Origin of the sequence: Thermus antranikianii DSM 12462 (genome assembly GCF_000423905.1) — a bacterium.
In the GTDB taxonomy this organism is placed as follows: Bacteria; Deinococcota; Deinococci; order Deinococcales; family Thermaceae; genus Thermus; species Thermus antranikianii.
Genome location: NZ_AUIW01000009.1, coordinates 12744 through 38499 on the forward strand (window position 1 = coordinate 12744; position 25756 = coordinate 38499).

The 25756-nt window shown below is 66.3% G+C and carries 27 protein-coding genes; 5 read left to right on the top strand and 22 right to left on the bottom strand.

What is annotated here, in order from left to right:
- Position 1: 1 nt before the first annotated feature.
- Entirely contained in the window at positions 2-622 is a 621-nt protein-coding gene (locus G584_RS0107130; RefSeq protein ID WP_028494007.1) for a class I SAM-dependent methyltransferase, read from the top strand.
- Positions 623-625: 3 nt separating this feature from the next.
- Here the strand turns inward: G584_RS0107130 and G584_RS0107135 are convergent, their stop codons facing one another.
- The 20 genes from G584_RS0107135 to G584_RS0107230 all read right to left on the bottom strand — a co-directional run bounded on the left by G584_RS0107135 (position 626) and on the right by G584_RS0107230 (position 19528).
- On the bottom strand, positions 626-1384 hold the full coding sequence (locus tag G584_RS0107135) for a WD40/YVTN/BNR-like repeat-containing protein (protein ID WP_028494008.1): 759 nt from the start codon (positions 1382-1384) through the stop codon (positions 626-628).
- A gap of 6 nt (positions 1385-1390) precedes the next feature.
- Positions 1391-1906, bottom strand: a complete 516-nt coding sequence (locus G584_RS0107140; protein WP_028494009.1) for a CueP family metal-binding protein — start codon at positions 1904-1906, stop codon at positions 1391-1393.
- Positions 1907-1916: 10 nt separating this feature from the next.
- Positions 1917-3038 (bottom strand): sensor histidine kinase, encoded by a 1122-nt coding sequence (locus G584_RS0107145; RefSeq protein ID WP_028494010.1) that lies wholly within the window; start codon positions 3036-3038, stop codon positions 1917-1919.
- The gene (locus G584_RS0107150) at positions 3022-3699 is read right to left on the bottom strand and encodes a response regulator transcription factor (protein ID WP_028494011.1); all 678 of its coding nucleotides are present in this window, start codon (positions 3697-3699) and stop codon (positions 3022-3024) included. The genes G584_RS0107145 and G584_RS0107150 overlap by 17 nt, the downstream gene beginning before the upstream one ends.
- The gene (locus G584_RS0107155; RefSeq protein WP_014510815.1) at positions 3696-3908 is read right to left on the bottom strand and encodes an SHOCT domain-containing protein; all 213 of its coding nucleotides are present in this window, start codon (positions 3906-3908) and stop codon (positions 3696-3698) included. The genes G584_RS0107150 and G584_RS0107155 overlap by 4 nt, the downstream gene beginning before the upstream one ends.
- Positions 3909-3944: 36 nt before the next feature.
- Positions 3945-6320 (bottom strand): heavy metal translocating P-type ATPase, encoded by a 2376-nt coding sequence (locus G584_RS0107160; RefSeq protein ID WP_028494012.1) that lies wholly within the window; start codon positions 6318-6320, stop codon positions 3945-3947.
- 85 nt (positions 6321-6405) lie between these two features.
- Positions 6406-6690 (bottom strand): metal-sensitive transcriptional regulator, encoded by a 285-nt coding sequence (locus tag G584_RS0107165; RefSeq protein WP_015716307.1) that lies wholly within the window; start codon positions 6688-6690, stop codon positions 6406-6408.
- 9 nt (positions 6691-6699) lie between these two features.
- Positions 6700-6900 (bottom strand): CopZ family metallochaperone, encoded by a 201-nt coding sequence (locus tag G584_RS0107170; RefSeq protein ID WP_028494013.1) that lies wholly within the window; start codon positions 6898-6900, stop codon positions 6700-6702.
- A 118-nt stretch (positions 6901-7018) separates the two neighbouring features.
- Positions 7019-7321: a Rieske (2Fe-2S) protein gene (locus G584_RS0107175; RefSeq protein ID WP_028494014.1), complete on the bottom strand. Its 303-nt coding sequence runs from the start codon at positions 7319-7321 to the stop codon at positions 7019-7021.
- A 5-nt stretch (positions 7322-7326) separates the two neighbouring features.
- Complete coding sequence (gene sufD, locus G584_RS0107180) at positions 7327-8619, bottom strand: Fe-S cluster assembly protein SufD (RefSeq protein WP_028494015.1); 1293 nt, start codon at positions 8617-8619, stop codon at positions 7327-7329.
- 42 nt (positions 8620-8661) lie between these two features.
- Positions 8662-10068 carry a Fe-S cluster assembly protein SufB gene (gene sufB, locus G584_RS0107185; RefSeq protein WP_028494016.1) on the bottom strand — a complete coding sequence of 469 codons (1407 nt, stop codon included), beginning with the start codon at positions 10066-10068 and terminating at the stop codon, positions 8662-8664.
- Positions 10065-10817 carry a Fe-S cluster assembly ATPase SufC gene (gene sufC, locus G584_RS0107190; RefSeq protein WP_028494017.1) on the bottom strand — a complete coding sequence of 251 codons (753 nt, stop codon included), beginning with the start codon at positions 10815-10817 and terminating at the stop codon, positions 10065-10067. The genes sufB and sufC overlap by 4 nt, the downstream gene beginning before the upstream one ends.
- A gap of 88 nt (positions 10818-10905) precedes the next feature.
- The gene (locus G584_RS0107195; protein WP_028494018.1) at positions 10906-13668 is read right to left on the bottom strand and encodes a hypothetical protein; all 2763 of its coding nucleotides are present in this window, start codon (positions 13666-13668) and stop codon (positions 10906-10908) included.
- Between the two features lie 105 nt (positions 13669-13773).
- A complete protein-coding gene (gene aceA, locus G584_RS0107200; RefSeq protein ID WP_028494019.1) occupies positions 13774-15090 on the bottom strand; it encodes an isocitrate lyase in 1317 nt (438 codons plus the stop codon).
- Between the two features lie 135 nt (positions 15091-15225).
- Positions 15226-16557, bottom strand: coding sequence for an FAD-dependent oxidoreductase (locus tag G584_RS0107205; RefSeq protein ID WP_028494020.1), 1332 nt, complete (start codon positions 16555-16557; stop codon positions 15226-15228).
- Positions 16558-16617: 60 nt separating this feature from the next.
- Positions 16618-17307 carry an ABC transporter ATP-binding protein gene (locus G584_RS0107210; RefSeq protein ID WP_028494021.1) on the bottom strand — a complete coding sequence of 230 codons (690 nt, stop codon included), beginning with the start codon at positions 17305-17307 and terminating at the stop codon, positions 16618-16620.
- A 70-nt stretch (positions 17308-17377) separates the two neighbouring features.
- Positions 17378-18520 (bottom strand): ABC transporter permease, encoded by a 1143-nt coding sequence (locus G584_RS0107215; RefSeq protein WP_028494022.1) that lies wholly within the window; start codon positions 18518-18520, stop codon positions 17378-17380.
- A 76-nt stretch (positions 18521-18596) separates the two neighbouring features.
- Positions 18597-18872, bottom strand: a complete 276-nt coding sequence (locus tag G584_RS0107220) for an NIPSNAP family protein (RefSeq protein ID WP_028494023.1) — start codon at positions 18870-18872, stop codon at positions 18597-18599.
- A 9-nt stretch (positions 18873-18881) separates the two neighbouring features.
- Entirely contained in the window at positions 18882-19310 is a 429-nt protein-coding gene (locus G584_RS0107225) for a putative toxin-antitoxin system toxin component, PIN family (RefSeq protein ID WP_028494024.1), read from the bottom strand.
- Positions 19307-19528, bottom strand: a complete 222-nt coding sequence (locus G584_RS0107230; protein WP_015716320.1) for a hypothetical protein — start codon at positions 19526-19528, stop codon at positions 19307-19309. The genes G584_RS0107225 and G584_RS0107230 overlap by 4 nt, the downstream gene beginning before the upstream one ends.
- A 76-nt stretch (positions 19529-19604) precedes the next feature.
- Between G584_RS0107230 and alaS the strand changes: the two genes are divergently transcribed.
- The 4 genes from alaS (at position 19605) to mltG (ending at position 24391) form a co-directional block, all read left to right on the top strand.
- On the top strand, positions 19605-22253 hold the full coding sequence (gene alaS, locus G584_RS0107235) for an alanine--tRNA ligase (RefSeq protein WP_028494025.1): 2649 nt from the start codon (positions 19605-19607) through the stop codon (positions 22251-22253).
- Positions 22254-22322: 69 nt separating this feature from the next.
- Positions 22323-23006 carry a hypothetical protein gene (locus G584_RS0107240; RefSeq protein WP_028494026.1) on the top strand — a complete coding sequence of 228 codons (684 nt, stop codon included), beginning with the start codon at positions 22323-22325 and terminating at the stop codon, positions 23004-23006.
- On the top strand, positions 22987-23394 hold the full coding sequence (gene ruvX, locus G584_RS0107245; RefSeq protein ID WP_028494027.1) for a Holliday junction resolvase RuvX: 408 nt from the start codon (positions 22987-22989) through the stop codon (positions 23392-23394). The genes G584_RS0107240 and ruvX overlap by 20 nt, the downstream gene beginning before the upstream one ends.
- Positions 23378-24391: an endolytic transglycosylase MltG gene (mltG, locus tag G584_RS0107250; protein ID WP_028494028.1), complete on the top strand. Its 1014-nt coding sequence runs from the start codon at positions 23378-23380 to the stop codon at positions 24389-24391. Before ruvX ends, mltG begins: the two co-directional genes overlap by 17 nt.
- Here the strand turns inward: mltG and G584_RS0107255 are convergent.
- Both G584_RS0107255 and G584_RS0107260 read right to left on the bottom strand, forming a co-directional pair.
- Positions 24376-25212: a carbohydrate ABC transporter permease gene (locus tag G584_RS0107255; RefSeq protein WP_028494029.1), complete on the bottom strand. Its 837-nt coding sequence runs from the start codon at positions 25210-25212 to the stop codon at positions 24376-24378. The genes mltG and G584_RS0107255 overlap by 16 nt on opposite strands.
- A gap of 3 nt (positions 25213-25215) precedes the next feature.
- On the bottom strand, positions 25216-25707 hold the full coding sequence (locus tag G584_RS0107260; RefSeq protein ID WP_028494030.1) for a hypothetical protein: 492 nt from the start codon (positions 25705-25707) through the stop codon (positions 25216-25218).
- Positions 25708-25756 lie beyond the last annotated feature (49 nt).

Here is a 25756-nt window from a genome sequence, read left to right on the forward strand (position 1 = left end):
CATGAAGAGGGGCTTAAGGGCTCGGTTTTTCGCCGCCCTCCTTCCCGCCCTTTCCCGGGGGCACGTGGGCTTGAGCGAACCCTGGCGGAAGAAACTCCTGGGAAGCCTGGCGGGGAAGGTTTTGGAGATCGGCCCGGGGACAGGGGTTAACCTGGCCTATCTGCCGGATGGCGTCCACTGGATTGGCCTCGAGCCCAATCCCTACCTCCACCCCCACCTTAAGCGGGCCCTGAGCCTGAGGGGGCTTTCCGGCGAGGTTCTTTTAGGCCAGGCGGAGGCCATCCCCCTGCCGGAGGAAAGCGTGGAGGCCGTGGTGGCCACCTTGGTCCTTTGCTCGGTGGCGGATCCTAGGGCGACCTTGGCGGAGATCCTCAGGGTGTTGAAGCCCGGGGGGCGTTTGGTTTTTTTGGAACACGTGGCCGCTCCCCCGGGCTCTTCCCTGCGTCGATTCCAGGACCTCCTTTGCCCCTTATGGGGGTTTTTGGGGGACGGCTGCCATCCCAACCGGGAAACCCTAGCCCTTATTCGGGAAGCCGGGTTTGCCCGGGTGGAGGCGGAGGCCTTCGAACTGCCCCTTCCCCTGGTGGCCCCTCATGTGGCCGGGGTGGCCTGGAAGGGATAGCCCTCAGCGCCCCTGCCAGAGGGTGCCCCTTTCGTCCACCCAGGCCAGCCAACCCTCCTCCTGGGGATGGGCGGTGAGGGCCAACACCGCTCCCTGCCAGATCCTGCGCCACCCCGCTTCCGTCCGCTGCCAGAGGCCGAGCTTTCCTCCCAGGTACAGGGTGCCCGAAGGGGAGAGGGCCAGGGGTCCCGGGGCGGGGTCAGGGGAGGGAATGGGGCGGAAGCTTTCGCCCCCATCCTCGCTCAGGAAGAGCCCCCTTTCCATCAGGGAAGCCCAGAGGCGGCCCTTTTGGTCCACCAGGAAGAAGGCCATCCCCGCTTTGGGCAGGCCCCGGGCGGGAAGCTTTGCCCAGGTCTGCCCGCCGTCCCGGCTGCGGAAGTAGCCGTAGGTGGCCTCGAGGGTGTAGTGGACCTCAGGCTTCCTGGGATCGATGGCATAGGCGTGGAGGTCCAGGGCGGGAAGGCCCTTGGGCCTTAGGTCGCGGAAGCGCTTGAGATCCCGGCTTTCCGCAAGGATCCAGTGCCCGGCCGCGATAAGGCGCTTGCCATCCCAGGCCAGGTTCATGGCGTCCCAGTCCCGCCGCCGCACCAGGTCCTGGGGGGTGCTGTTTTTCCAGGCAACGATGCCGTCGTGGTGGCCCAGGAGCAAGGCTCCCGAGGGGTGCCACAAAAGGGCGTGAACGTCCCGCGTGGGCACCGGACCCAAGGGAGTTTGGGCCAGGGCGAGGCCGAGGAAGAGGGTAAAAAAGGTGAAAGGGCGCATGGCGTTCTACCGTGAGGCGAGGCGGAAGCCGGTAAGGCAGGTGGGGCTTTGGCTGAAGGTGGCTACGGAGCCGGTGGCCGCCAGGTTCCCCCAGCGGATCTCCAGGGTGTAGCGGCGGTTGCGGGGCAACCAGAGCTCAAAGAACCCGTCCTTCCCCGTTTTGACCTGGGTCTTGAGCACCTCCTTTTCCCCCTCCAGCACCCGAACCTCAAAGACCTCCTCCTGGAGCTCCCCCGTGCAGCTGGAGAAGTAGTGGACCTGGCAGGGATGGGTACGGCTCACGTAAGGGGCGATCGCCAGGAGGAAGCGGTCCTTGAGGGCCACCTGGGCTTTGCGGCCGTCCGGGAACTCGAAGAAGAAGGCCTCGGGAGTCACGTAGCTCACCACCCTTTGCCCTTCCTCCCGCCACCGCTTGGCCAGGGCCAGGGCCTCTTCGGGCTTCAGGCCTTTGAGGGCCTCGGGGGAGGGAGTCTGGGCCAGGCCTAAAGCCACGCCTAGGACAAGCGCCAGAAGCTTCTTCATGGTTCCCACCCTAAGCCTTTCCCATTAAGCCTGTGTAAAGGGGCAGGGTGAAGCGGAAAACGCTTCCCCGGCCCAGCTGGCTTTCCACCCAGATCCTTCCCCCCATGGCTTCTACCAGGCTCTTAGCGATGGTGAGGCCCACTCCGGTTCCCCCGTCCTGACGGCTGCGGGAGGGGTCTATGCGGTAGAAGCGCTCAAAGATGCGGGGAAGGTGTTCCTCGGGGATGCCGGGCCCTGTATCCTCCACGCTGAAGACCACTGCCTGGCCTGCCCTTTCCACTCCAAGGGTTACCCTTCCTCCCTCTGGGGTGTGGCGGAGGGCGTTGGAAAGCAGGTTGGCGAGCACCTGGAGGGTCCGTTCCGCATCGGCCCAGACCCGGGGGAGAAAGGAGGGAGCCGCCACCTCCAGGGCCACGCCCTTGGCCTGGAAGGCGGGGCGGAAGCGTTCCGCCGCCTGTTCCAGGAGGCCTTTGGGGTCCAGGGGCTCGGGGTGAAGCTCCACGGCCCCCGATTCCACCTGGGAAACCAGGGAGAGATCCCGGATCAGCCGGCTCATGGCCCGCACTTCCTGCTGGATCCTTTCCGCTGCCTTTTCGGGCTCCATGACCCCGTCCGCCAGGGCCTCGGCGTAGGCTTGCAGGGCGGACAGGGGAGTCCTAAGCTCGTGGGCCACGGTGCCGATGAGCTCCACCCGGCTTTGTTCCACCCGTTCCAGAGCCTCGGCCAGGCGGTTGAAGTGAAGGGCCACCTCGCCGAGCTCGTCCCGTTCCAGGGGGGGAAGGCGAACCCGGTACTCCCCTTGGGCCATGCGGCGGCTTCCCTCGGCCAGAAGCCTGGCGGTGCGGGAGAAGCGCAGGCTGGCGAAGGAGGCGGAGAGGGCGGCCCCGGCCACGGACAAGGGGAGGGCGGCAAGGAGGGCGGTGGTGAGGGTGGAGCGGAGGCCTTCCTCGAGGTCCCGCCTTAAGGCCTCGCCCATCATGAGCCCGCCCATCATGGATAGGGCGTGGTACATGCGCTCCACATGCCCCCGGTAGAAGGAGGGGGCCAGGGTCTCCGCCAGGAGGAAGAAGAGGAACAGGGCCAGGAGGGCCACCAGAAGGTGGCTGAGGAAGAGCTTAGCGAAGAGGCGCATCGGTTTCCCGGAAGCGGTACCCCACTCCCCGTACCGTTTCAATGAACCGGGGGTTTTCCGGATCGTCCATGAGCTTTTTTCTCAAAGCAGCGATGTGCACGTCCACCACCCGGTCTATGCCCGGGAAGTCCGGTCCCCACACCTTTTCCAAGAGCCTTTCCCGGGTAAAGACCATGCCCGGGTGCTGGGCCAGGGTGAGGAGGAGGTCAAACTCCAGCTGGGAAAGGGGAAGGGGCTTGCCCTCCAGGTAGGCCTGCCGTTCCTTGGGAAGAAGGCGCAAGGGGCCATAGCAGAGCTCCTCCTTGAGGCCGGCCCGCCTTAGGAGGGCCTTGACCCGGGCCACCACCTCCTTGGGGCTGAAGGGCTTGACCACGTAGTCGTCGGCCCCTAGCTCCAGCCCCTTAACCCTTTCCTCCTCCTCCCCCCTGGCGGTCAGCATGAGGATGGGAAGCTCGGGCCTTTCCCGGCGCACCTCCTCCAGGACCTTGAAGCCGTCCAGCTTGGGCAGCATGAGGTCCAGGATGACGAGATCGGCCCGGGGAAAAAGCTCCAGGGCCTTTTCCCCATCCTGTGCCTCCAGCACCTCAAACCCAGCCCCCCTCAGGTAGGCCCCTAGGACCTCGAGGAGGGCCGGGTCGTCGTCCACCAGGAGAACCCTCATGCGAGCTCACGCTTCATGCGCTCAAAGGTTTCCTTGTCGATCTCCCCCCGGGCGTACCGCTCCTTGAGGATCTCTAGGGCCCGGTCCCGGCGTTCCGGCACCAGGCTCCGAACCAGCCAATAGACGAAGAGGCCCAGGAGGACGAACCAGAGAAGCCCGAAGAGGGGCCCCCACCAACCCATGTACCCCCAGTTGCCGCACCACCACATACCCATCACCTCCGGTTTCACCTTAGCCGGGGCCGGTTAAGCCCCGGTTAAGCTCTTCGGTTGGAATCCCCTCAGCCTCAAGGAGTTGGTGAGCACGAAGAGGCTGGAGAGGCTCATGGCCCCGGCCGCCAGCATGGGGTTCAGAAGAAGCCCGGTGAAGGGGTAAAGAGCCCCGGCCGCCACCGGAATGAGGAGGATGTTGTAGGCATAAGCCCAGAAGAAGTTGAGGTAAATGGTCCTTAGGGTGCGCCGGGATAGGAGGATGGCGTGCACCAACCCTTCCAGGCTTGGCGAAAGCAGGATCACATCCCCGGCCTCCACCGCGATGTCCGTGCCCGTGGCCAGGGCGATGCCCGCATCGGCCTGGGCCAAGGCGGCGGCGTCGTTGATGCCGTCCCCCACGAAGATCACCTTCCGCCCCTGGGTCTGGAGGTGCCGTATGGCCTCCACCTTACCCTCAGGGCGCACCCCGGCCAGCACCTCCTCTATGCCCAAGGCCTCGGCCACCCGCCTGGCCGGGACGGGATGGTCCCCGGTGAGGAGGACGGGCTTGAGGCCCAGGGCCTTTAAAGCGGCCACCACCCTTCGCGCCTCGGGCTTGGGGGGGTCAAAGACCCCGAAGGCGGCCAAAAGCCTCTCCCCATCCGCCAGGTAAAGGGGAGTGTAGCCCTTTTGGGAAAGCTCCTGGGCCTCCTGGGGAAGGGCCACCTTGAGCCGCTCCATGAGGGCTGGACCCCCCAGGTAAAGCCTTCTTCCCTCCACCACTCCCTCGATGCCCTCCCCGGGCAGGGCCCGCACCCCTTCGGCCTCGGGCAGGTTGAGATCCTTGGCTGCCTCCAGAACCGCCTTGGCGATGGGGTGTTCGCTTCCCCGCTCCAAGGCGGCGGCGAGGCGCAAGGCCTCCTCAGGGCTTAGGGCGAACCCCAGGCGTTCCGTGAGGGTGGGCTTCCCTTGGGTCAGGGTCCCGGTTTTGTCCAGCACCACGGTATCCGCCCGGGCAAGGCCTTCGATGGCCTGGCCCTTGCGGAAAAGGAGGCCCATTCCCGCCGCCCTGCCCGTGGCCACGGCGATGGCCGCTGGGGTGGCGAGGCCCATGGCGCAGGGGCAGGCGATAAGGAGCACGGAAAGAAGGGCCACGAAGGCGTAGGAGAGGCCGGGCCCCAAAAGAAGCCAGAGGGCGAAGGTGATAAGGCCGATGAGGAGCACGATGGGCACGAAGACGCTGGCGATGCGGTCCGCCACCTCCTGGACCCGGGGCTTGTAGGCCTGGGCTTCCTCCACCAGGCGGGCCATCTGGGCCAGGACCGTGGCCTCCCCCACCCGGCTTACCCGGATGAGGAGGGGACCTTCCCCGTTCACCGTTCCCCCCACCACCTCATCCCCGGGCTTCTTGGCCTTGGGGATGGGCTCCCCGGTGAGCATGGCCTCGTCCACATGGCTGAACCCCTCCACCACCACCCCATCTGCGGGGATGCGCTCCCCGGGAAGCACCCGCACCAGATCCCCGGGGATGAGGGCCTCGGCGGGGATTTCCCTTTCCTCCCCTTCCTGAACCACCCGGGCGGTTTTGGGCCTCAAGGCCAGGAGCTTGCGGATGGCCTCCGAGGCCTTCCCCTTGGCCTTTTCCTCCAGGTGCTTGCCCAAAAGGATCAGGGCCAGGATCACCGCCCCCGCCTCGAGGTAGAGATGGCGGGCCTCCTCCGGGAAAAGGGTGGGAAAGAGCAGGACCAGAAAGGAGTAGAGGTAGGCGCTTCCTGCCCCCAGGGCCACCAGGGTGCTCATGCCCAGGGAACGGTGCCGGATCTCCGCCAGGGCCTGGCGGAAGAAGCGCCGGCCGGCGTAGAGGACGGGGAGGGCGGTGAGGGCTTGGAAAAGAGGAGGGAGGTGGGGAAGGGGAAGGAGCAGGGGCCCCATGGCTAGGAGAAGGGTGAGGAAGGCAAAGGGCAAGGCGATGAGGAGATCCAAGGGGTAAGCGGGGGCCGGTTTTTCCTCCTGGGTTACCTCTAGGGGCTCGTACCCTGCATCCCGGATGGCCTGGCGCAGGCGGGGAAGGGTCACGGTGTCCGGGAGGTACTCCACAAAGGCCTTCTCCGTGGCCAGGTTCACGTGGGCGGAAAGCACCCCGGGTAGCTTCTTCAAGGCCCTTTCCACCCGGGCCACGCAGGCGGCGCAGGTCATGCCCCGGATGGGGATCTCCACCCGGGCCACCACTGGCTCGTAGCCGGCCTCCTCCACCTGCTTCAGGACCTCCTTGAGGTCTATCCCTTCCTGAAGGCGCAAAAAGGCTTCCTCGGTGGTGAGGTTGACCCGGGCCTCCTCCACCCCGGGGGCGCGCTTGAGCGCCCTTTCCACCCGCGCCACGCACGAGGCACAGGTCATGCCCTTTACCCCTACCTTCACTTCCAGTGCCATAGCCTCATACCCCCTGGCGGAAACCCTTTGCTTTCCACGGGCTGGTGTGTCCTTGGGCCTCTATCCCACCCTGGACCGGGTGGGATCAACGGTACTTGAGGGCCTCCATCAGTTCCTCCACGATTTCCTCCACGTCCCCCCGCTCGTGGGCGGTGGCCACGTGGTCCCTGAGGTGGGCCCTTAGGACCATCTCCCCCACCCGGTCCAGGGCACCCTCCACCGCCTTGAGTTGCTTCAGCACGTCCACGCAGTAGACGTGGGGATCCTCCAGCATGCGCAGGATGCCCTCGAGGTGGCCCTTGGCGGAGAGGAGGCGCCTTTTGGCCTCTTCCCGCACCTTGGGGTCCAGGTGGAGGGGGTGGCGGGGCACAGGGCCTCCTTAGCCCGCCAGGACAGCCCGGTACCCTTCCTCTTCCACCGCCCGGATCAGGGCCTCGGGGTCCGCCTTGCCCTCCACCAGGGCCTCGGCCCGTTCCAGGCTCACCTCGGCCTTCTCCACCCCAGGCACCTTCATGAGGGCCTTCTTGACCGCCATCACGCAGTGGTTGCAGGTCATGCCTTCTACCTTGAGCTTCAGCATCCTCGCACCTCCCCCCACCCCAGGTGGGGTGGGTACTCTCACCCTAGCGCTTCTTCCACCTACCGTCAAGGACAAAGGCCCCAAGGAAGACTTGGGGCCTTGCGGACGGGATGAGCGTTTAGAGGTCCAGGAGGATGGTATCCCCCTCCAGCTTGGCGGGGAAGACCTTGACGGGCCTGGGGGCGGGAAGGGTCTGCCGGCCTGTTTTCAGATCGAAGCGGGCCCCGTGCCGGGGGCAGACGATCTGGCCGTCTTCCACATCCCCCTCGTGGAGGGGGCCGTCGTCGTGGGTGCAGATGTCCTCCAGGGCGAAGACCTCCTCCCCGGTGTAGAGGAGGAGGATGGGCTTCCGGTGCTCGGGCCTTTTGACCACCAGCCTGCCGTTTTCCAGATCGCCCAGCTTGGCCACCGGGGTCCACATGGCCTTCAGATTCTAACCTTTTCCTCGATCACCGCCTCGAGGTGAGCCCTTAAGGCCTTGAGGGGAATGCGGTTAAGAACGTCCGCCAGGTGGGCCTTGACCAAGAGCTCCTGGGCAAGGCTACGGGGCAGGCCCCGGGACTGCAGGTAGAAGAGTTGCATCTCGTCCACAGGGGCGGTGGTGCTGCCGTGGGTGCAACGCACGTCGTTGGCCCCGATCTCCAGCTGGGGGATGGAGTCCACCCGGGCGGTGGGGGAGAGGATGAGGTTGCGGTTGGCCTGGTAGGCGTCGGTCTTCTGGGCTCCCCGCTCCAGCTTGATGAGGCCGGAAAAGACCGCCCGGGCCTCGTCCTTCACCGCCCCCTTGTAGAGGAGGTCGCTTCGGGTGTGGTGCTCCACGTGGTGCTGCAGGGTGTAGTGGTCGAAGTGTTGGAGGCCGTGGCCGAAGTAAAGCCCCAGCATCTCGCTTTCCGCTCCTGGGCCCAATAGCTCCGAGGCCACCTCGCTCCTGGCGTAGCGCCCGCCCAGGTTCACCACCAGGTCGTTTAAGGCGGCATCCCGCTCCAGCAGGGCCCTTTGCCGGTGGAAGTGCCAGACCCCGTCGCCCAGGGTTTGCACGTGGGCGTGGCGCAGCCGGGCTCCAGGCCTCAAGACCATCTCCGTGGCGGAGAGGTGCAGGGTGGGGGGGAGGTCCAAGGAGAGGTACTCCTCGATGTAGGCGGCCTTGGCGTTGTCCTCCAGGAAGATGAGGCTCCGGCCCGCCGAGGCCTTGCCCCCTTCCAGCACCTTGAAGACCCCGAGGGGCTTTTCCACCTCGAGCCCCGCGGGCACGTAGAGGAAGGCCCCGTGGGTGAAGAAGGCGGAGTTTTCCGCGGCGAACTTGTCCTCCACGTAGACCCCCCGGAAGAGGGTAGCCTCCACCTTACCGGGGTGGGTCTTCAAGGCCTCGGCCAGGCTAGTGAAGACCAGGCCCTTGGCGGAAAGCTCCTCCGGCACCTCGGCGTAAACCAAATCCGGGCCCACGAAGACCAGAAAGCCCGAAACATCGGTCTTCTCCAGGCGGCGCTTCACCAGTTCGGGAAGCCCGTCCCGGGAAAGCCTGCGCCCCTTGGGGGTTTCCACCTCTTGTTCCAAGGGGGCTTCGGAGAGATCCGTGTAGCGCCAGGCCTCGTCCTTCTTGCTGGGGTAGGGGAGGCGGGCGAAGGCCTCGAGGGCCTTTAGCCTTTTCTCCAGCACCCAGCCCGGCTCCTTTAGGGCCCGGGAGATGGCTTCCACCTGCGTTTTGTCCAGTACCTGCATGAATCCTCCTAGCGCAAAGGTTAAGACCCTTGACGGAAGCCCTTAGCCTACGGAGCCCTCCATCTCCAGCTCGATGAGCCGGTTCAGCTCCACCGCGTATTCCAGCGGCAGCTCCTTGGCGATGGGCTCGATGAAGCCCCGCACGATGAGGGCTGCGGCCTCATCCTCCTTGAGGCCCCGGGTCTGCAGGTAGAAGATCTGCTCGTCGTTGATCTTGGACACCGTGGCCTCGTGGCCCACGTGGGCGGTGTCCTCCTCGATCTCGATGTAGGGGTAGGTGTCGGTGCGGCTCTCCGGGTCGATGAGAAGGGCGTCGCACTCCACATTGGCCTTGGCACCCCTAGCCCCTTCCAGCACCTTCACCAGGCCCCGGTAGCTGGCCCGGCCCTCCCCCTTGGAGATGCTCTTGGAGACGATGGTGCCCGAGGTGTGGGGGGCTGCCAGGATGATCTTGGCCCCGGTGTCCTGGTGCTGGCCGGTCTTGGCAAAGGCGATGGAGAGGATTTCCGTGCGGGCCCCGGGCTCCAGGAGGTAGCTGGAGGGGTACTTCATGGTGACCTTGGAGCCCAGGTTGCCGTCCAGCCACTCGTGGAAGGCATCCCCGTAGACCAGGGCCCGTTGGGTCACCAGGTTGTACATGTTGGTGGACCAGTTCTGGATGGTGGTGTAGCGGCTCCTGGCCCCCCGCTTCACCACGATCTCGATGACCCCGGTGTGGAGGCTTTCCGTGGAGTACATGGGGGCGGTGCAGCCCTCGATGTAATGCACCTCGGCCCCCTCGTCCACGATGATCAGGGTCCGCTCAAACTGGCCGAACTCGGGGGTGTTGACCCGGAAGTAGGCCTGCAGGGGAAGCTCCACCTTTACCCCGGGGGGAATGTAGACGAAGGAGCCCCCGGACCAGGCGGCGGAGTTCAGGGCGGCGAACTTGTTGTCCTCCGGGGGGACCACCTTGGCGAAGTACTCCTTGAAGAGGTCCTCGTACTTCTTCATCCCCTCCTCGATGGCCACGAAGATGACCCCCTGCCGCTCCAGCTCCTCCCTGACCCGGTGGTAGACCATCTCCGAGTCGTACTGGGCTCCCACCCCGGCGAGCACCTTGCGCTCGGCCTCGGGGATGCCCAGGCGCTCGTAGGTCCGGCGGATCTCCTCCGGGATCTCCTCCCAGCTCTTGGCGTCCCTCACCTCTGCGGGCTTCACGTAGTAGACCAGGTTGTCCAGGTCCAGGCCCGAGAGGTCCGGGCCCCAGGTGGGCATGGGCTTTTTCTGGAAGATTTCCAAAGCCCGCAGGCGGAACTTCAGCATCCACTCGGGCTCCCCCTTGTGGTAGCTGATGGCCTCGATCACCCTCCGGGTGAGGCCCCGCTCGGCCACGAAGACCGGCTTGACCTCGTCCACGAAGTGGTATTTGTACTCTTCGCCCAGCGCCCTAAGATCTACCTCGCTCATGCTCCCTCCTTCACCCTTTCCCGGAGCCACTCGTAGCCCTTAGCCTCCAGCTCCAGGGCCAGCTCGGGGCCGCCCTCCGCCACGATGCGCCCGTCCATCATCACGTGCACCCGGTCAGGGACGATGTAGTTCAGTAGGCGCTGGTAGTGGGTGATGACCAGGGCGCCGAAGCTGGGCCCCCGCATGGCGTTCACTCCCCGGGCCACCACCTTTAGGGCGTCGATGTCCAGCCCGGAGTCGGTCTCGTCCAAGACGGCGTAGGTGGGTTCCAGGACCAAAAGCTGCAGGATCTCGTTCCGCTTCTTCTCCCCGCCGGAAAAGCCCTCGTTGAGGTAGCGGGAGAGGTAGCCCTCGTCCCAGTCCAGAAGCTCCAGGGCCCGCTTCACCTTGGCCCAGAACTCCGCCACCCCCACCTCCCGGCCCAGTTTGGCCTGCAGGGCCAGGCGCAGGAAGTTGGCGATGGTGACCCCCGGCACCTCCACGGGGTACTGGAAAGCCAGGAAGAGGCCCTTCCTCGCCCGCTCGTCCGGGGATAGATCCAGGATGCTTTCCCCGTCCAAAAGGATATCCCCCCGTTCCACCGTGTACTCGGGGTCCCCGGCCAGGATCTTGCCCAGGGTGCTCTTCCCGGCCCCGTTGGGGCCCATGAGGGCGTGCACCTGGCCCTTGGGAACCACCAGGTTCACGCCCTTTAGGATGGTCTCGCCGTCAATGGAAGCCCAGAGGTCGCGGATTTCCAGCTGGTTCATCGTTCTGCCTCCTGATGCCGGGTCGGGTTCTTACTGCGACCCATTCGCAGTAAGAGTATAACCCCTCCACCCCCTAAAGTATAGTGATTTAGTCGGGATTTGCCAGGTAGAAGCCCAGGGCCTCAGGAAGGGCCAGAGGGGTGGGAGGAAGGCGCCTTTGGAGCTCGGGGCAGAAGCGGCCCAAAGCCCGGCCCAGCTGGAAGCGGAAGGGTTCGGGGAGAAGGCTTTTCCTCACCTCTGAAAGCTTTTGCCAGGCGGCCTCCTTCTCTCCCAGGCCTAGAAGAGCCAGCACCTCCACCGCCCGGGCTTGGACTAAAAGGCCAGGGTCTTCCAGGGGAGGCAGGGCCACCACCTGGGCCAGGGCCTCCCCCAGGTTGCCCTCGCGGACCAGGGCCTCGGCGTAACTCAGGCGGGCCTGGGCCCTGAGGTAGGGGTTTTCCACATCCAAAAGGGGTTTTAGAAGGACCTTCCCCTCGGCGGGGGGAAGAAGGAGGGCCAGGAGGCTTGCGGTGTCCAGCCGCAAGGCGGTGTAGCGATCCGTGGCTTCCCAGGGGATTTGCTCCAGAAGGTCCTCGAGGAGGCGCTGAGCCGTGGGGGCGTGGAGCCCTCCCAGGAAGGGGGCCCGGTAGGGCTGCCCTGCCTCCAAAAGCAGGTAGGTGGCTCCCAGGCGGAAGAGGGTGCGCAGATGGCGGTAGCGGGCTTCCTTGGGCCTCTCCTCCGTGGTGCGGAAGTAGGCCTCGGCGGGGACCAAAAGGCTTAGGGCGGCAAAGGGGCGGCCGCGGGCCGCCTCGAGGATCCCGGCCTCGCTTTTCACCCGGGCCCGGGTAAAGGGGTCCTCTGCTTCGGCCAGGGCCTTCTCCATGGCTTTTCCTGCTTCCTCGTACAGGCCTAGGCGCCGGAGGAGGGTGGCGTAGCGGGCCCGCACCCGGGCCACCTCGTCCTTGGGGGCTCCTGCTTCCTCCAGGGCCTTTAGGCCCTCCTCCATGCGGAGCTTGGCCTCCAGGCTTCCTAAGCGCATGAGGAGGTCCCCCATCTGGTAGCGGGCCCTCCCCAGGAGGAGGGGGTCATGGCCCACCCGGGAGAGGGCCTCCAGGGCCTCCTGGTAGCGGCCTAGGTCCTTGGCCACCAGGCCCCGCCACAGGTATACCCGGTCTTGCAGGAAGGGGGCCACGGGAAGCCCTTGCGCCTCCTCCACAAAGTGGGCTGCCTTCTCGTAATCCCCTTTCCAGCGCTCCACCGCCGCCATGACCAAAAGCCCCTCCGCCTGGGCGGTATCGTCCAGGAGCTTGAGGTCCTCCTTGGGGGGCAGAAGCTCCTCCGCCTCCTTGTAAAGGGCGGCGTCCGCCTTGGCCTCCGCCGCCTTGATGCGGGCCCAGGTGCGCAAGGAGGGGTTTTGGGCTTCCGAGAGCACCCTGAGGGCTTCCTCCGCCTCGGGGTGGGCGTACTGGCCCAAGACGGCCCGGTAGCGCACCACCACCGCGGCCAGGGCCTCGAGGTCCTCCCGGGGCCAGGCCTGGGCTTCCTGCCAAAGCCCGGGAAGGAGGGCCAGCCGGGCGGGATCCTCCTGGAGAAGATCCAGCAGTATCTGGGTTTCCCCCGCCTTGTAGGCGTGGTGGAGCTTGCGGAAGAGGTTTTCCTTGGGGAAGAAGGAGAGGGCCAGGCGGTGGAGTTCCCTGGGGGCTTCCTGGGGAAGGAGGCTTCTTAGGGCGGGGCGCACCAAGCCTTCCCCCACCCAGTCCAAAAGAGCCCTCTCCGCCTGGGAAAGGCGTTCCAGAGGCTTGCCCAGGGCTTTTTCTAAAAGCTCTGCGGGAAACGCGGGATCGGCCTCGGGGCTGAAGGCGGAAAGGGCCAGGAGCAGGGGCTTTAGGGCCGGGTCGTCCTGGAGGGGGGTCTTGGGGTCGTGCTTGGCGGCCTCGAGAAGGACCAGGCGGGAAAGCTCGCCGAAGTTGCGCCCCGCCTGGTTCACCAGGGCCTCCAGCCTCTCCGGGGGCAGATGGGGAAGCCGTTCCCGCACGAAGCGCCTGGCCTCCTCCCGGCTCGGAGGGGAAAGGGGCTGATGGGGCAGGGTAGGGGGTGGCTCGCTTAGGGCCGCCACGTAGGGGATGGTCAGAGCTTTTAGGAAAGGTTCCAGCCAGATGGCGAGCTTTCGTTGGGTGCCGTCTGGGCCCCGCAGGGGGAGGCCTTCCAGGGTTCCCTCCGCCTCAGCCCTGAGGAGGAGGGGGCGGCCTTCCCGGTTCAGGCCCCGGGCCAAAAGGGCCAGCACTTCCTGTTCCAAGGCTCCCTGCAGGATGTAGGGCTGGGTGGGGGAGAGCTGGGCCAAAAGGGCCCGCACCTCCTCCCCTATTCCCAGGCCCTCGGCTAAGGGGACCAAAGCCTGGGCCAGCTCCCCCCCCAGGTTGAGGAGGAAGGGTTCCTTGCCCGGCAAAGCGGAAAGGGCACGGTTCAAGGCGGCTAGGAGGACTCCCTTGCCCGTGGCCGGCCCCCCCACCACCACCATCTGGGGCTTCCCCCCGGCTTCCAGCTCCTTCAGAAAGCGTCGGAAGATGCGGCGCTTGTCCCGGCCCAGGGTCTTGCGGGCGCTTTCCAGGAAAAGCTCCGCCGGGGGAGGGGGGGGTGGGAGGCCCGCCTCCTGGTACAGGTCGGCGATGACCCCGTAAAGCCTTTCCTTCTCCTCGGGGCTTCCCAGGTCCTTGTAGAGGATGTTGCGCACGGTCCCCGCCTTCCCGCCCCGCTCGGCCATGAGGGCCTCGAGCCACCTTAAGGAGCCCCGCTTGCCCCGATGGTCCCGGCCCTTAAGGTGGGGACGGAGGTCTTCCAGGTAGCGCAGCCAGGGTGTATTGGCCTCTGGCATGGTGATTACACTATATCAGCTTTGGTGTGCCTTCGGTCTACCACAGAAAAGGAGTCTGCCGCCCCCGGGTTTGGAGGGCGGCGGTCAGCGGACTTTCTGCCGAGCCTAGCGCACGGGTTCGTTGAACTGGGCCTCCTCGGTGGAGCCCTTGAGGGCCAGGGTGGAGGCCTCCCCTTGGGTGAGGGCCAGGAGCACCTCGTCGAAGTAGCCCGCCCCCACCTCCCGTTGGTGCTTCACGGCGGTGAAGCCCTGGGCCTGGGCCAGGAACTCCTTCTGCTGGAGTTCCACGAAGGCGGGCATGCCTCGGGCCTTGTACTCCTTGGCCAGCTCCCAGGTGTAGTAGTTCACGGTGTGCCAGCCCGCCAGGGTGATGAACTGGAACTTGTACCCCATCTCCCCCAGCTCCCGGTTGAACTTGGCGATGGTTTCGTCGTCCAGGAACTTCTTCCAGTTGAAGGAGGGGGAGAGGTTGTAGGCGAGGAGCTTATCCGGGAACTCCCTCTTCACCGCCTCGGCGAACTTGCGGGCCTCCTCCAGGTCGGGCTTGGAGGTCTCCATCCAGATGACGTCGGCGTAGGGGGCGTAGGCCAGGGCCCGGGCGATCCCTGCCTCGAGGCCGTTTTTCACCCGGTAGAAGCCCTCGGGGGTGCGCTCCCCAGGCAGGATAAAGGGCCGATCCCGCTCGTCGATGTCGCTGGTGATGAGGGTGGCGGCCTCGGCGTCCGTGCGGGCGATGATCACCGTGGGCACCCCCATGACGTCCGCTGCCAGGCGGGCAGCCTGCAGGGTGCGGATGTGTTGGGAGGTGGGCACCAGGACCTTGCCTCCCAGGTGGCCGCACTTCTTCTCCGAGGCCAGCTGGTCCTCGTAGTGGATGCCGGCGGCCCCGGCCTCGATCATGGCCTTGGTGAGCTCGAAGACGTTCAAAGCCCCGCCGAAGCCCGCCTCGGCGTCGGCCACGATGGGCACGTACCAGTCCCGGGTCACCTTGCCCTCGGAGCGCTCGATCACATCGGCTCGCATCAGGGCGTTGTTGATGCGCTTCACGATCTGGGGCACCGAGTTATAGGGGTAGAGGGACTGGTCGGGATAGGTCTGCCAGGCCAGGTTGGCGTCCGCGGCCACCTGCCAACCGGAAACGTAGATGGCCTCCAAGCCGGCCCGCACCATCTCCACCGCCATGGCCCCGGTGTAGGCCCCGAAGGTGTGCACGTAGGGTCGCTCGTGCAAAAGCCGCCAGAGCTTCTCCGCTCCTCGCTTGGCCAGGGTGTACTCCACCTTCACGCTGGGGCGAAGCCGGACCACGTCCTCAGGCCGGTAGTCCCGCTTCACTCCCTTCCACCGGGGGTTGGTCGCCCAATCCCGCCGAAGTTCCTCCGCTTCCTGCTGCATCTCTGGGGTCAGCACGCTCAGAGGGTCCATGAGCCACCTCCAAGGGTCAGTCTGGAGGTGGGAGAGGTTACAGTGTAGGGTGTAAGGTCAGGGACTTGACACCCGGTGGTGGTGTGTCCTCCTATTAGCTACACCGGTTAGTACCGTTAGTTTAGTTGGGTTGTTTTATTTCACCTGCTGGGCGGCGATGAGGAGGGGGTCCCAGACGGGGCTGTAGGGTGGGGCGTAGGCTAGGTCTAGGCTCAGGAGGTCCTCCACCGTGCCCCCCTGGTGCAGGAGGGCGGCCAGGGCGTCGATGCGCAAGGCCCCGTGCCCATGGGCCACCACCGCCCCGCCCAGGAGTTTTCCCGTGCCCTCCTCGTAGATAAGCTCCACCCATAGGGGCTGGCTTCCCGGGTAGTAGTGGGCCCCGTCCCGGCTTTGGATGAAGACCTTCCTGGCCTGGAAGCCTTCCTTTAGGGCGGCTTCCTGGGAAAGCCCGGTGGTGGCCACCGCCAGACCGAAGGCCTTGAAGATGGCGGTGCCCACCACCCCGGCGAAGCGGGCCTCCTTGCCGGCGATCACCGTCCCGGCGGTGCGGCCGTGCTTGTTGGCCACGTCCCCCAAGGGAAGCCAGTAGGGGCGCTTGAGCACCTGGTGGAAGCTTTCCGCCACATCCCCGGCGGCATACACTCCCTCCAGGTTGGTGCGCATCCTCTCGTCGGTGGCGATGGCTCCCGTGGAACCCAGGGCCACCCCCATGGCCTGGGCCAAAAGGGTGTTGGGCTTGATCCCCGTGGCCACCAGCACCAGGTCGGCGGGCACCACGCCTTCCGAGGTCTCCACCGCCTCCACCCGGCCCTGGCCCCTTAGGGCCTTCACCTCCACCCCGGTCCAGACCTCCACCCCGTGCCGCTCCAGCTCCTCCTTAAGGAGGTTCCCCACCTCCTGGTCCCAGTGGGGTAGGGGACGGTCCTTGAGCTCCAGGAGGGTCACCTCGAGGCCCCGTTTGCGGAAGGCCTCGGCCACCTCGAGGCCAATGTACCCGGCCCCCAGGATGGCAGCCCTTTGGGCTCCCTCCAGGGCCTTGAGGAGGCTTTCCCCATTCTCCATGCTCCTTAAGGTGTAGACCCCTTCCTGCTCCGTGCCCGGGATGGGGGGAAGGCTCGGCCTGGCCCCGGTGGCCAGGACCAGGTAGTCGTACCGGTCCTGGAAGGTACGTCCCTCCTGGTGGTCGAAGACGGTGAGGGTCTTAAGCTCCGGGTCCACGTCCACCACCTCGTGATGGACGTGGATGTGGATCCCCTGCTTCCGGAACTCCTCCGGGGTCCTGGCCACCAGCTTTTCCAGACGGGGGATCTCCCCGGAAAGCACGTAAGGCAGGCCGCAGGCCCCGTAGGAAACCCACCCTGATTTCTCGTAGACCACCACCTCCAGGTCCGGGTTCTCCCGCTTGGCCTTAAAGGCGGCGGAGGCCCCGCCCGCCACCCCCCCGATCACCACCAGCCGCTTGCCCATAGGGGGTATTGTGCCACAGGCGGGGTGGGCGGGATGTCCCGGGGAAAGGGCAGGGGGTGGCTACCGCGGGGGCCCAGGCACCTCCTGCCGCACCAGGCGCCCTCCCTTGAGGTAGAGGATCCGTTCCGCCTGGGCGGCCAGCTCCAGGTCGTGGGTGACCAGGATCAGGGTGCGCTTTTTCCCGGCTTCAAAGAGCAGGGATGCCACCTGCTCCCGGGAGGCGGCGTCCAGGTTGCCGGTGGGCTCGTCGGCAAAGAGGATAGGGGGGTCCAGGGCTAGGGCCCGGGCCAAGGCTACCCGTTGCTGTTCCCCGCCGGAAAGGCGGCTTGGCAGGTGGTGGGCCCTTTCCAGAAGCCCCACCCTTTCCAGGAGCCCTAAGGCCCTTTCCTTGCGGGCTTTAGGGGGAAGGCCCGCCAGGAGGAGGGGGAAGGCCACGTTTTCCCAGGCGGTGAGGGTGGGGATGAGGTTCCACTGCTGGAAGACGAAGCCCATGTGCTGAAGGCGCACCTCGGCCCTTTGGTCCTCGGAAAGCCGGTGCAAGGCCAGCTCCCCCAGGTACACCCCTCCTTCCGTGGGCAGGTCAAAGCCCGCAAGGAGGTTTAGCAGGGTGGTTTTGCCGCTACCCGAGGGTCCCACCACCGCGGTGCTTCCTTGGGGGAAGGCGAAGGTAAACCCTTCCAGGGCCATCACTTCCTTCTCCCCTTGCCGGTAGCGCTTGCCCAGGTTTTCCGCCCGCAGGACGCTCGTCATATCCTTCCTCCTGGCTGCTCCGGAACAGCCCCCGAGAAGGGGGTTTACTCCTGGGAAAGCCAAGGTGGTCTCAAACCCTCCCCAAAGCCTCCACCACGGGAATCCGGCTGGCGTGGTAGGCGGGGAGGATCCCCGCGGAAAGCCCAAGCCCCAGGGCCACGAGAAGGGCGAAAAGGGAAAGCCTGGGGGTGACGGCGGAAAGGGCTAAGCCCACCTGCTCCAGGGTGTAGAGGTTGATGGCCTGGGAAACCGCGCTTCCCAGGAGGAGGCCCAGCAGCCCCCCCAAGGAGGAGAGGAGGAGGGCCTCCAGCACCACCAGCCGGAAGATGAAGCCCCGCTTGGCCCCGAGGGCGCGCATGACCCCGAACTCCCGGGTGCGCTCGTACACGGACATCATCACCGTGTTGGCCACCAGAAGCCCCCCCACCGCCAGGGCCACCAAGCTGATGCCGAAGCGCACCAGGTCGCTGATGCGCAAGGCCCTTTCCGCAAAGCGCATCACGTCCCCCGTGGTCTGGGTCTTGAGGCCGGGGAGGCTGGCCTCGAGGGCCCGGGCCACCTCCTCCGCCTTCTGCCCGGGGTTCAGGGCCACGAGAAGCGCGGTGTAGTTTTGCGTGCCCAAGACCTCCTGCAAGGGCTTTAGCGGAACGAAGATGAGGTTGTCGGCAAGCCCCCCGCCTTCCTCCAGGATGCCCTCCACCCGTAGCTCCACCCGGGGGGAGAGCCTGAGGGGGCTTCCTAAGGAAAGCTGGCTCCGCTTGGCCACCTTGGCCCCCACGACGGCTCCCTTGGCCGAGGGGAGAAGCCCGCCCTCCTGGACCCTCACCCCGGGGTAGAGGAGGTCGGGGGCCACGCCTTGCGGAAGGCCCTGGAAAAAGAAGCTCGTTTGGGGGTCAAACCCTCCCCGGACCAGGAAGAGGGTGGGGATGATGCTCCTCACCCCCAGCTCCTTCCCCGCTGCCACCGCCCGCCGGTACTCCTCGGGGGTGATCTCGGGGTAGCCGGAAAACCCCAGGCCCTCCATGCCCTCGGGGACCAGCTGGATGGCGGGGCCCACCCGGGCAAGCTCCTGGGCCAGGGAGCGCCTTAAGCCTTCCCCGAAGGAGAGGAAGAGGACCATGCTGGTGGTGGCGATGAGCACCCCCAGGAGGGTGAGGAGGCTGCGCACGGGGCGGGCCAGGAGGTTGCGAAGGGCCATGGAAAGGATTTCCATCTTCTTCAAGCTTATTCCTGGTGCGGAAAGCGGACGCGGCTAGGCCCAGGGAAGGCCAAACCCGAGGGGGAACGTTCTAGATGACCCTCTCCACGAAGTGGGTCTCTATCTCCTCCAGGAACTGGCGGGGGTCCACCTTCTGGCGTTCAGGGTGCTGGTAGTAGGCCTTTTCCGCCTCCTGAAAGTTCTCGTGGCCCACGAACCACAAAAACTCCCTTTCCCCGATCCAGTAGGCCCCCAGGACCTGGAAACCCGTGGCCTGGCGCAAGGGGACGATGACCTCCAAGAACACCTTCTGAAAAGCCTCCCTGGCCCCTTCCTTGATCCGGTAGCGGCGCATCTGGACCGTCATGGTCCAAGCTTACCCTTGAGGATCCAAGGATTCCAGCAGCTCCAAGAAGGCCCTAGGGGACAGCACCGGGGGTTCCGGGTGGGCGAGCCCGAGCAGGTGTCGGTCCCCCGATACCAAGACCCTGGCCCTCGCGGCCCGGGCCAAGGCCACCAGGTAATCGTCCCCGGGATCCGGCGAGAGGCCGGGGGTTTCCGGGGGGTCGGGGGTCACCTCCCCCCAGCGGACCAGGAAGGCCAGGTAGTCCTGGACCTCCTCGAGGCTCACGTAGTCCCGGAACTTGGGTCTTTTTAGGACCCGCTCGGCTTCCTCAAGAAGCTTGGGGGAGAGGACGAGCTGGAAGCGCCCTTTCACCAAGAGGCGCAAAAACTGCGCCGGGGCCCCCTGGGAGGAAAGGAGAGCCGCCACCAGCACCCCTGGGTCAAGGACCGCGCGGATCATCCCCGGGAGGCGTGGAGCTCCTGGTAGGCCAGCCTCAGGGCCTCTTCCTCGGAGAGGGGGCCTTTGGCCAGAAGGGCCTCGAGGCGTTCCAGGCCCAGGTAGTGGCGCAAGGCCCGCTCCACCAGCTCCGACTCCCGTAGGCCCAGGCTTGCCGCCCGCACCTTGGCGGCCCGGAGCACCTCTTCCTCCAGGTACAGGGTGGTCTTGCGCCTGGCCATGCCACCATTTTGACGGCATGAGGGTTTGACGTCAAAGGGGTGAAGGCCAGCGCGTTGAGCCCCTATAATCAAAGGCATGCGCACGGCGGAGATCCGGGAGAAGTACCTGTCTTTTTTTGAGGGCAAAGGGCACCTGCGCCTCCCCTCCTTTAGCCTCATCCCCGAGAACGACCCTTCCCTCCTCTTCACCTCGGCGGGCATGGCTCCCCTAAAGCCCTACTTCCTGGGGGCCAAGCCCATCTTCGGGGGCAAGGAGTGGCGAAGGATCACCACCTGCCAGAAGTGCCTTAGGGTGGGGGATATCGAGAACGTGGGGCGGACGGGGCGGCACAACACCTTCTTCGAGATGCTGGGCAACTTCTCCTTCGGGGACTACTTCAAGAAGGAGGCCATCCTCTGGGCCTGGGAGTTCCTCACCGACCCCAAGTGGCTGGGCCTGGATCCGGATCGGCTCTGGGTCACGGTCTACGAGGACGACGACGAGGCCTACGCCATCTGGCGGGACCTGGTGGGGGTGCCCGAGGAAAAGATCGGCCGCTTCGGGGAGGACGAGAACTACTGGCCGGGAGGGGCCATCACCCACGGGCCCAATGGGCCCTCGGGCCCTTGCTCGGAGATCTTCTACGACCGGGGCCCGGCCTTCGGTACCCCGGACGAAACCGGCCCCAACACGGGAAGCGGGGACCGGTTCGTGGAGATCTGGAACCTGGTCTTCACCCAGTACGACCGCCAAGGCCCCATCCCCGGCCCCGGGATCCTCAAGCCCTTGCCCCAGAAGAACATCGACACCGGCATGGGCCTGTACCGGGTGGCGGCCATCCTGCAGGACGTGGAGGACTTCTACCGCACGGACACCTTCTACCCCATCATCGAGCGGGTGGCCCTCTTTAGCGGTAAGCCCTACGAGGGGAAGGCCTCGGTGAGCCACCGGGTCATCGCCGACCATATCCGGGCGGTGGTGGCGGCCTTGGCCGACGGGGTGACCTTCTCCAACACCGGCCGGGGCTACGTGATCCGCAGGCTCCTTCGCCGGGCCCTCCGCCACGGTTACCTTTTGGGCCTGCAGGAACCCTTCCTCCACCGCCTGGCCCCGGTGGTGGCGGAGCTTCTTGGGGACTTCTACCCGGAGATGCGGGAGAACCTTCCCGCGGTGGAGAAGCAGATCCGCCTCGAGGAGGAGCGCTTCCTGGAAACCCTGGAAGGGGGCTTGAAGCGGCTGGACACCCTGCTTTCGGGCCTTAGGCCCGGGGAGGTGCTTCCGGGGGCGGAGGCCTTCCGCCTCTACGACACCTACGGTTTCCCCCTGGACCTCACGGTGGAGATCGCCGCGGAAAGGGGCTTCGGGGTGGACACCGAGGGTTTCAAAAGGGCCATGGAGGAGCAGCAGGAGCGTTCCCGGGCGGCCATGGCCTTTGAGCGGGAGATCTTCAAGAAGAGCGCCCAGGTGCTGGAGGAACTCTACGCGGAACGGGGGGCCACGGAGTTCTTGGGCTACGGGACCCTGGAGGCGGAGGGCACCGTCTTGGCCCTTCTGGCGGGGGACCAAAGCCTGGAGGAGGCGGGCCCCGGGACCGAGGTCCAGGTGGTCTTGGACCGGACTCCCTTCTACGCGGAAGGGGGGGGACAGATTGGGGACTTCGGCCACCTGGAGTGGCCCTCGGGCCGGGCCAGGGTGGAGACCACCCTCAAGACGGAAAGGGGGATCTTCCTGCACCGGGCCAAGGTGGAGGAGGGCACCCTCCGGGTGGGGGAAAGGGTGCGGGCGGTGGTGGACCCTGCCCGCCGGGACACGGAGCGCCACCACACCGCCACCCACCTCCTCCACGCCGCTTTGAGGGCGGTCTTGGGCCCCCATGTGCGCCAGGCGGGGAGCCTGGTGGCCCCGGACCGCCTGCGCTTTGACTTCACCCACCCCGAGCCCCTGACCCAGGAGGAGCTGGAGCGGATTGAGCTTTTGGTGAACCGCTGGATCCTGGCGGATTTCCCCGTCACCTGGCGCTACCTGCCCCTGGAGGAGGCCAAGCGGGAAGGGGCCATGGCCCTTTTCGGGGAGAAGTACGGGGAGGTGGTGCGGGTGGTGCGGGTGGAGGGAAGCCCCCTGCCTGGGGTGGAGTCCAAGGAGCTTTGCGGGGGCACCCACGTGCGGCGCACGGGGGAGATCGGGGCCTTCCTCATCCAGAAGGAGGAGGCGGTTTCCGCCGGGGTGAGGCGCCTCGAGGCGGTGGCCGGGGAATGGGCGGTGCGCTTCGCCCGCAGGGCTTTGAACCGAGTGAGGGCTTTGGCCGAGAGGCTTTCCGTGGGGGAGGCCAACCTGGAGGAGCGGCTGGAGAGGCTCTTGCAGGAGCTTAAGGCCAAGGAAAAGGAGGTGGAAAGCCTTAAGGCGCGCCTGGTGCAGGCGGAGCTTAAGAAGGAGGTCGCCCTTTCGGAGAAGGGGGGCTTGCGCTACGGGGTGCTGGAGCTTTCCGGGGTGGATATGGCCGCCTTGCGCCAGGCGGCGGACGATCTGGTGGCCAAGGGGGCGGATGTGGCCCTGGTCCTGAGCGGGGGGCAGGCGGTGCTGAAGCTTTCCCCAAAGGCCCAGGAAAGGGGCCTCGAGGCGGGGGCCCTTTTCCGGGCCCTTGCGGAGCGAGCGGGGGGGCGGGGGGGTGGGAAGGGAGCCCTGGCCCAGGGGGCAGGGCTTTCCCCGGAAAAGGCCCGGGTGGCTCTTCCCGACCTCCTTCCTTGAGGGAGGCCCCTAGCCTCGCCGGGGTGCCTGGCAGGGGACACCCTCCCCCGGTAAAATGAGCCCATGGCCATGTTGCTGAACCTGGTGGCGGTGGCCCTTTCCTGGGCCCTTTTCGGCCTCACCTTTGGGCGGTACCGGGGGCGTCCCTCCCTTCACAACGCCCTCTACTCCCTGGGCCTCCTTCTCTTCGCCCTGGCGGTTTCCGCCGAGTTTCTGTCCAAGCTCCTGGGTGCCTGGAACCCCTTCCTCTATCGGCTTTGGTACCTCACCGGGGCCATGCACGGGGTGACCTTTTTGGGCCTGGGAAGCCTGGCCCTTTTGAACCCCAAGGCGGCCCGGGGGCTTCTTTGGGTGCTCCTGCCCTTTATCCTCTATGGGTTTTATCTGGTGGTCTCGGCCCCTCTGGACTTTTCCCAGCTCCCTGCGCCCTATGCCCCCTCGGGCAAAGCCTTCCCCGAGCCGAGCCTCACCTCGCCCAGGCTTTGGACCATTCCCTTTAACCTCCTGGGCACGGTGCTGCTGGCCGGGGTGGCCCTTTACACCACCCTCCTCTTCTGGAGAAAGAACCCCCTTAGGGCCCAGGGCACGGCCCTCATCTTCCTGGCGGCTTTGGTGTTGGCCTCCACCAGCACCTTAAACCGCTTTGGGGTGGTGGGCCTCGAGGAGGCGGGAAGGGCCATTGGGGTTGCCCTACTCTACCTCGGGGTGGTCTTGGCGGATCGCAGCGTGCAGTATGCGGGTGGGCGCGCTTGACGTGGGAGAGGCCAGGATCGGCCTGGCGGTGGGGGAGGAGGGAAGCCCCTTCGCCTTCGGCCGGGGTTATCTGGTGCGGAGGAGCCTGGAAGAGGACGTGGCGGCCCTCCTGGACTTCGTGCGCCGGGAGGGGTTAGGGAAGCTCCTGGTGGGCCTTCCCTTGCGCACCGACCTCAAGGAAAGCGCCCAGGCCCAGAGGGTCCTTCCCCTGGTGGAGGCGCTTAGGGCCAAGGGGGTGGAGGTGGAGCTTGTGGACGAGCGCTACACCACCCAGGCGGCGGCCAGGCGTCTGAGACACGCCCCCAAACGGATCCGCCGGGAGAAGGGCCGGTTGGACGAGATGAGCGCGGTGATCCTCTTGGAGGGCTACCTTGCGGGAAGGCTCTAGGCGCTGGCTCTGGCGGGGGGTGGTGGCCCTTTTCGTCACCTTCGCCCTTCTCCTCTTCTACGCCCTCTGGCTTTTGGGCCCCACGGGAAAAGAGGCCACGGTGCGCATTCCCCGGGGGGCCACGGGGCAGGAGGTGGCCAGGATCCTGGAGGAGGCCGGGCTTTTGCGCTCCGGGTACCTCTTTTCCGCCTACCTGCGCTTCTCCGGCCGGGCCAAGAAGCTGGTCCCTGGGGTCTACCGCCTCGAGGGGGACGGGGCCTTCCGCCTGGCCAGGGCCCTCACGGGAGGGGAGAGGCCCCTCACGGTCACCCTCACCTTCCCCGAGGGGGAAAGGGCGGTGGACTACGCCAAAAGGCTTTCCCAGGCGGGCCTGGATGGGGATGGTTTTTTAAGGATTGTCCAGGAGCCTGGTGCCCTGCGCCCCCCGTACGTGGAGGGCAGGTCCCTGGAGGGTTACCTCTTCCCCGCCACCTACACCTTTGACCTCCTGGTTACCCCCGAGGAGGTGGTGCGGGCCCTCCTGGGCCGCTTCGAGGCCGAGCTCACGCCCCCGGTGAGGCGCCTTTTGGAGGAGCGGGGGCTTTCCGTCCACGCCTGGGTGACCCTGGCCTCCATCGTCCAGGCGGAGGCGGGAAGCCAAAAGGAGATGCCCTACATCGCCGGGGTTTTCCTGAACCGACTGGAAAGGGGCATGCCCCTCCAGGCGGATCCCACCGTGGCCTACGCCCTGGGCAAGAGGCTTCCTGAGCTTTCCCGGAAGGCGGGGGACTTCGCCCATGATTCCCCCTACAACACCTACCGCTACGCCGGGCTTCCCCCGGGGCCCATCGGCAACCCGGGGCGGGAGGCCCTCCTTGCCGTGCTCAATCCCGTGCGCACCGACCCCAAGGGGCGCCCTTACCTCTACTTCTTCCACGCCAAGGGGGAGCTTTTCCTCAACACCAGCTTCGAGGCCCACCTCGAGGACCTCCGCCTGCACCGCTATTCTTCGCCGTGACGCAGAAGCCTGAGCTGGGCATAGGCGAAGAGGAGGGTGAGGAGGAGGATGACCACGGTGACCGCGGCGGCGTAGCCCAGCCGGAAGTTCTCGAACCCCGACTCGTAGAGGTAGTAGCCCAAGACCCGGGTGGCCCCGTAGGGCCCGCCCCGGGTGAGGAGGAAGACCGCCGAGTAGGACTGCAGGGAGAGGATGGTGCCCACCACCACCAAAAAGGCCACCGCCGGGCGCATGAGGGGAAGAACTATGTAGCGGAAGGCTTCCAAGGGCCCTGCCCCGTCCACATAGGCGGCCTCCAGAAGGGATTTGGGGATGGCCTTAAGCCGGGCCGAGGCCACCAGGACCCCATACCCCAGGTGCCGCCACAGGGTGAAGAGGACCACCATGACCAAGGCCCAGAACCCCTCCCGGTCCCAAGGGGGGATGGGCAGGAACTGGGCTAAGGCCCCGTACTCGGGGGTGAAGAGGGTGTACCAGCTCAGGGTGGCCCCACCCAGGGTGACGAGCCCGGGCAGGAAGAGAAGGCTTTTGGCAAGGCGCTCGTAGGGTGCCCCTTCCAAAGCCACCGCCAGGGCGATGGAAAGCCCCACGAAAAGGGGCAGGGCCAGGAGCATGAACTTCAGGGTCACCCAGAGGCTTCCCCAGAAGGCGGGGTCTTGGAAAAGATCCCGGTAGTTTTTGAGCCCCACCGGCTTGGGCTCGGAAAGCCCCGACCAGTCCCAGGTGGAAAAGCGAATCACATCCAAAAAGGGGTAGAGGATGAACACCCCCAGGGTGAGGAGGGCGGGAAGGGAGAAGAGGAAAAGGGGAAGGCGCCGCACGGGTTACCAGAGGTAGAGAAGGCTCAGCAGGAAGGGATACCGGTCGGAGGCGGAAACCTCCAGGGCCAGGGGTTCCAGGTAGAGCCTGAACCCGGCTCCCCAGGCCAGGTGGAACCCGCTTTGGTAGCCTAGCCCCCCGTAGGCGGAAAGGGCTCCTCCCGGCACCTCGAGGCTCACCACGGGTCCCAGGTGCACCCCAAAGGGATACCGCAGGTCCAGGCCCAGGCCCACCGAGGTGTAGAGGTCCGCCAGGACCAGGCCCGGGAAGAGGTTGGCCTTGAAGAAGGCGAAGACCTCAGGGTTCTGGGAGACGAGGGCCTGCAGGTCCAGCCCCGTGTCGATTCCCAAGGGGCTAAGGGGCAAAAGGGCGCTTCCCTGCAGGTAGATGCCCTTATCGGGGGCGTACCCGATCCCCAGGGTGTTCTCCGGGTAAGCGGGCATCTGGGCCAGGGCCAGGCTGAGGGCCAGGAGGAAAGGGGCGACTAGACGCTTCATATCCCCCCTATCCTAGCAAAAGCCCCCGGCTTCAAGCCGAGGGCATCGG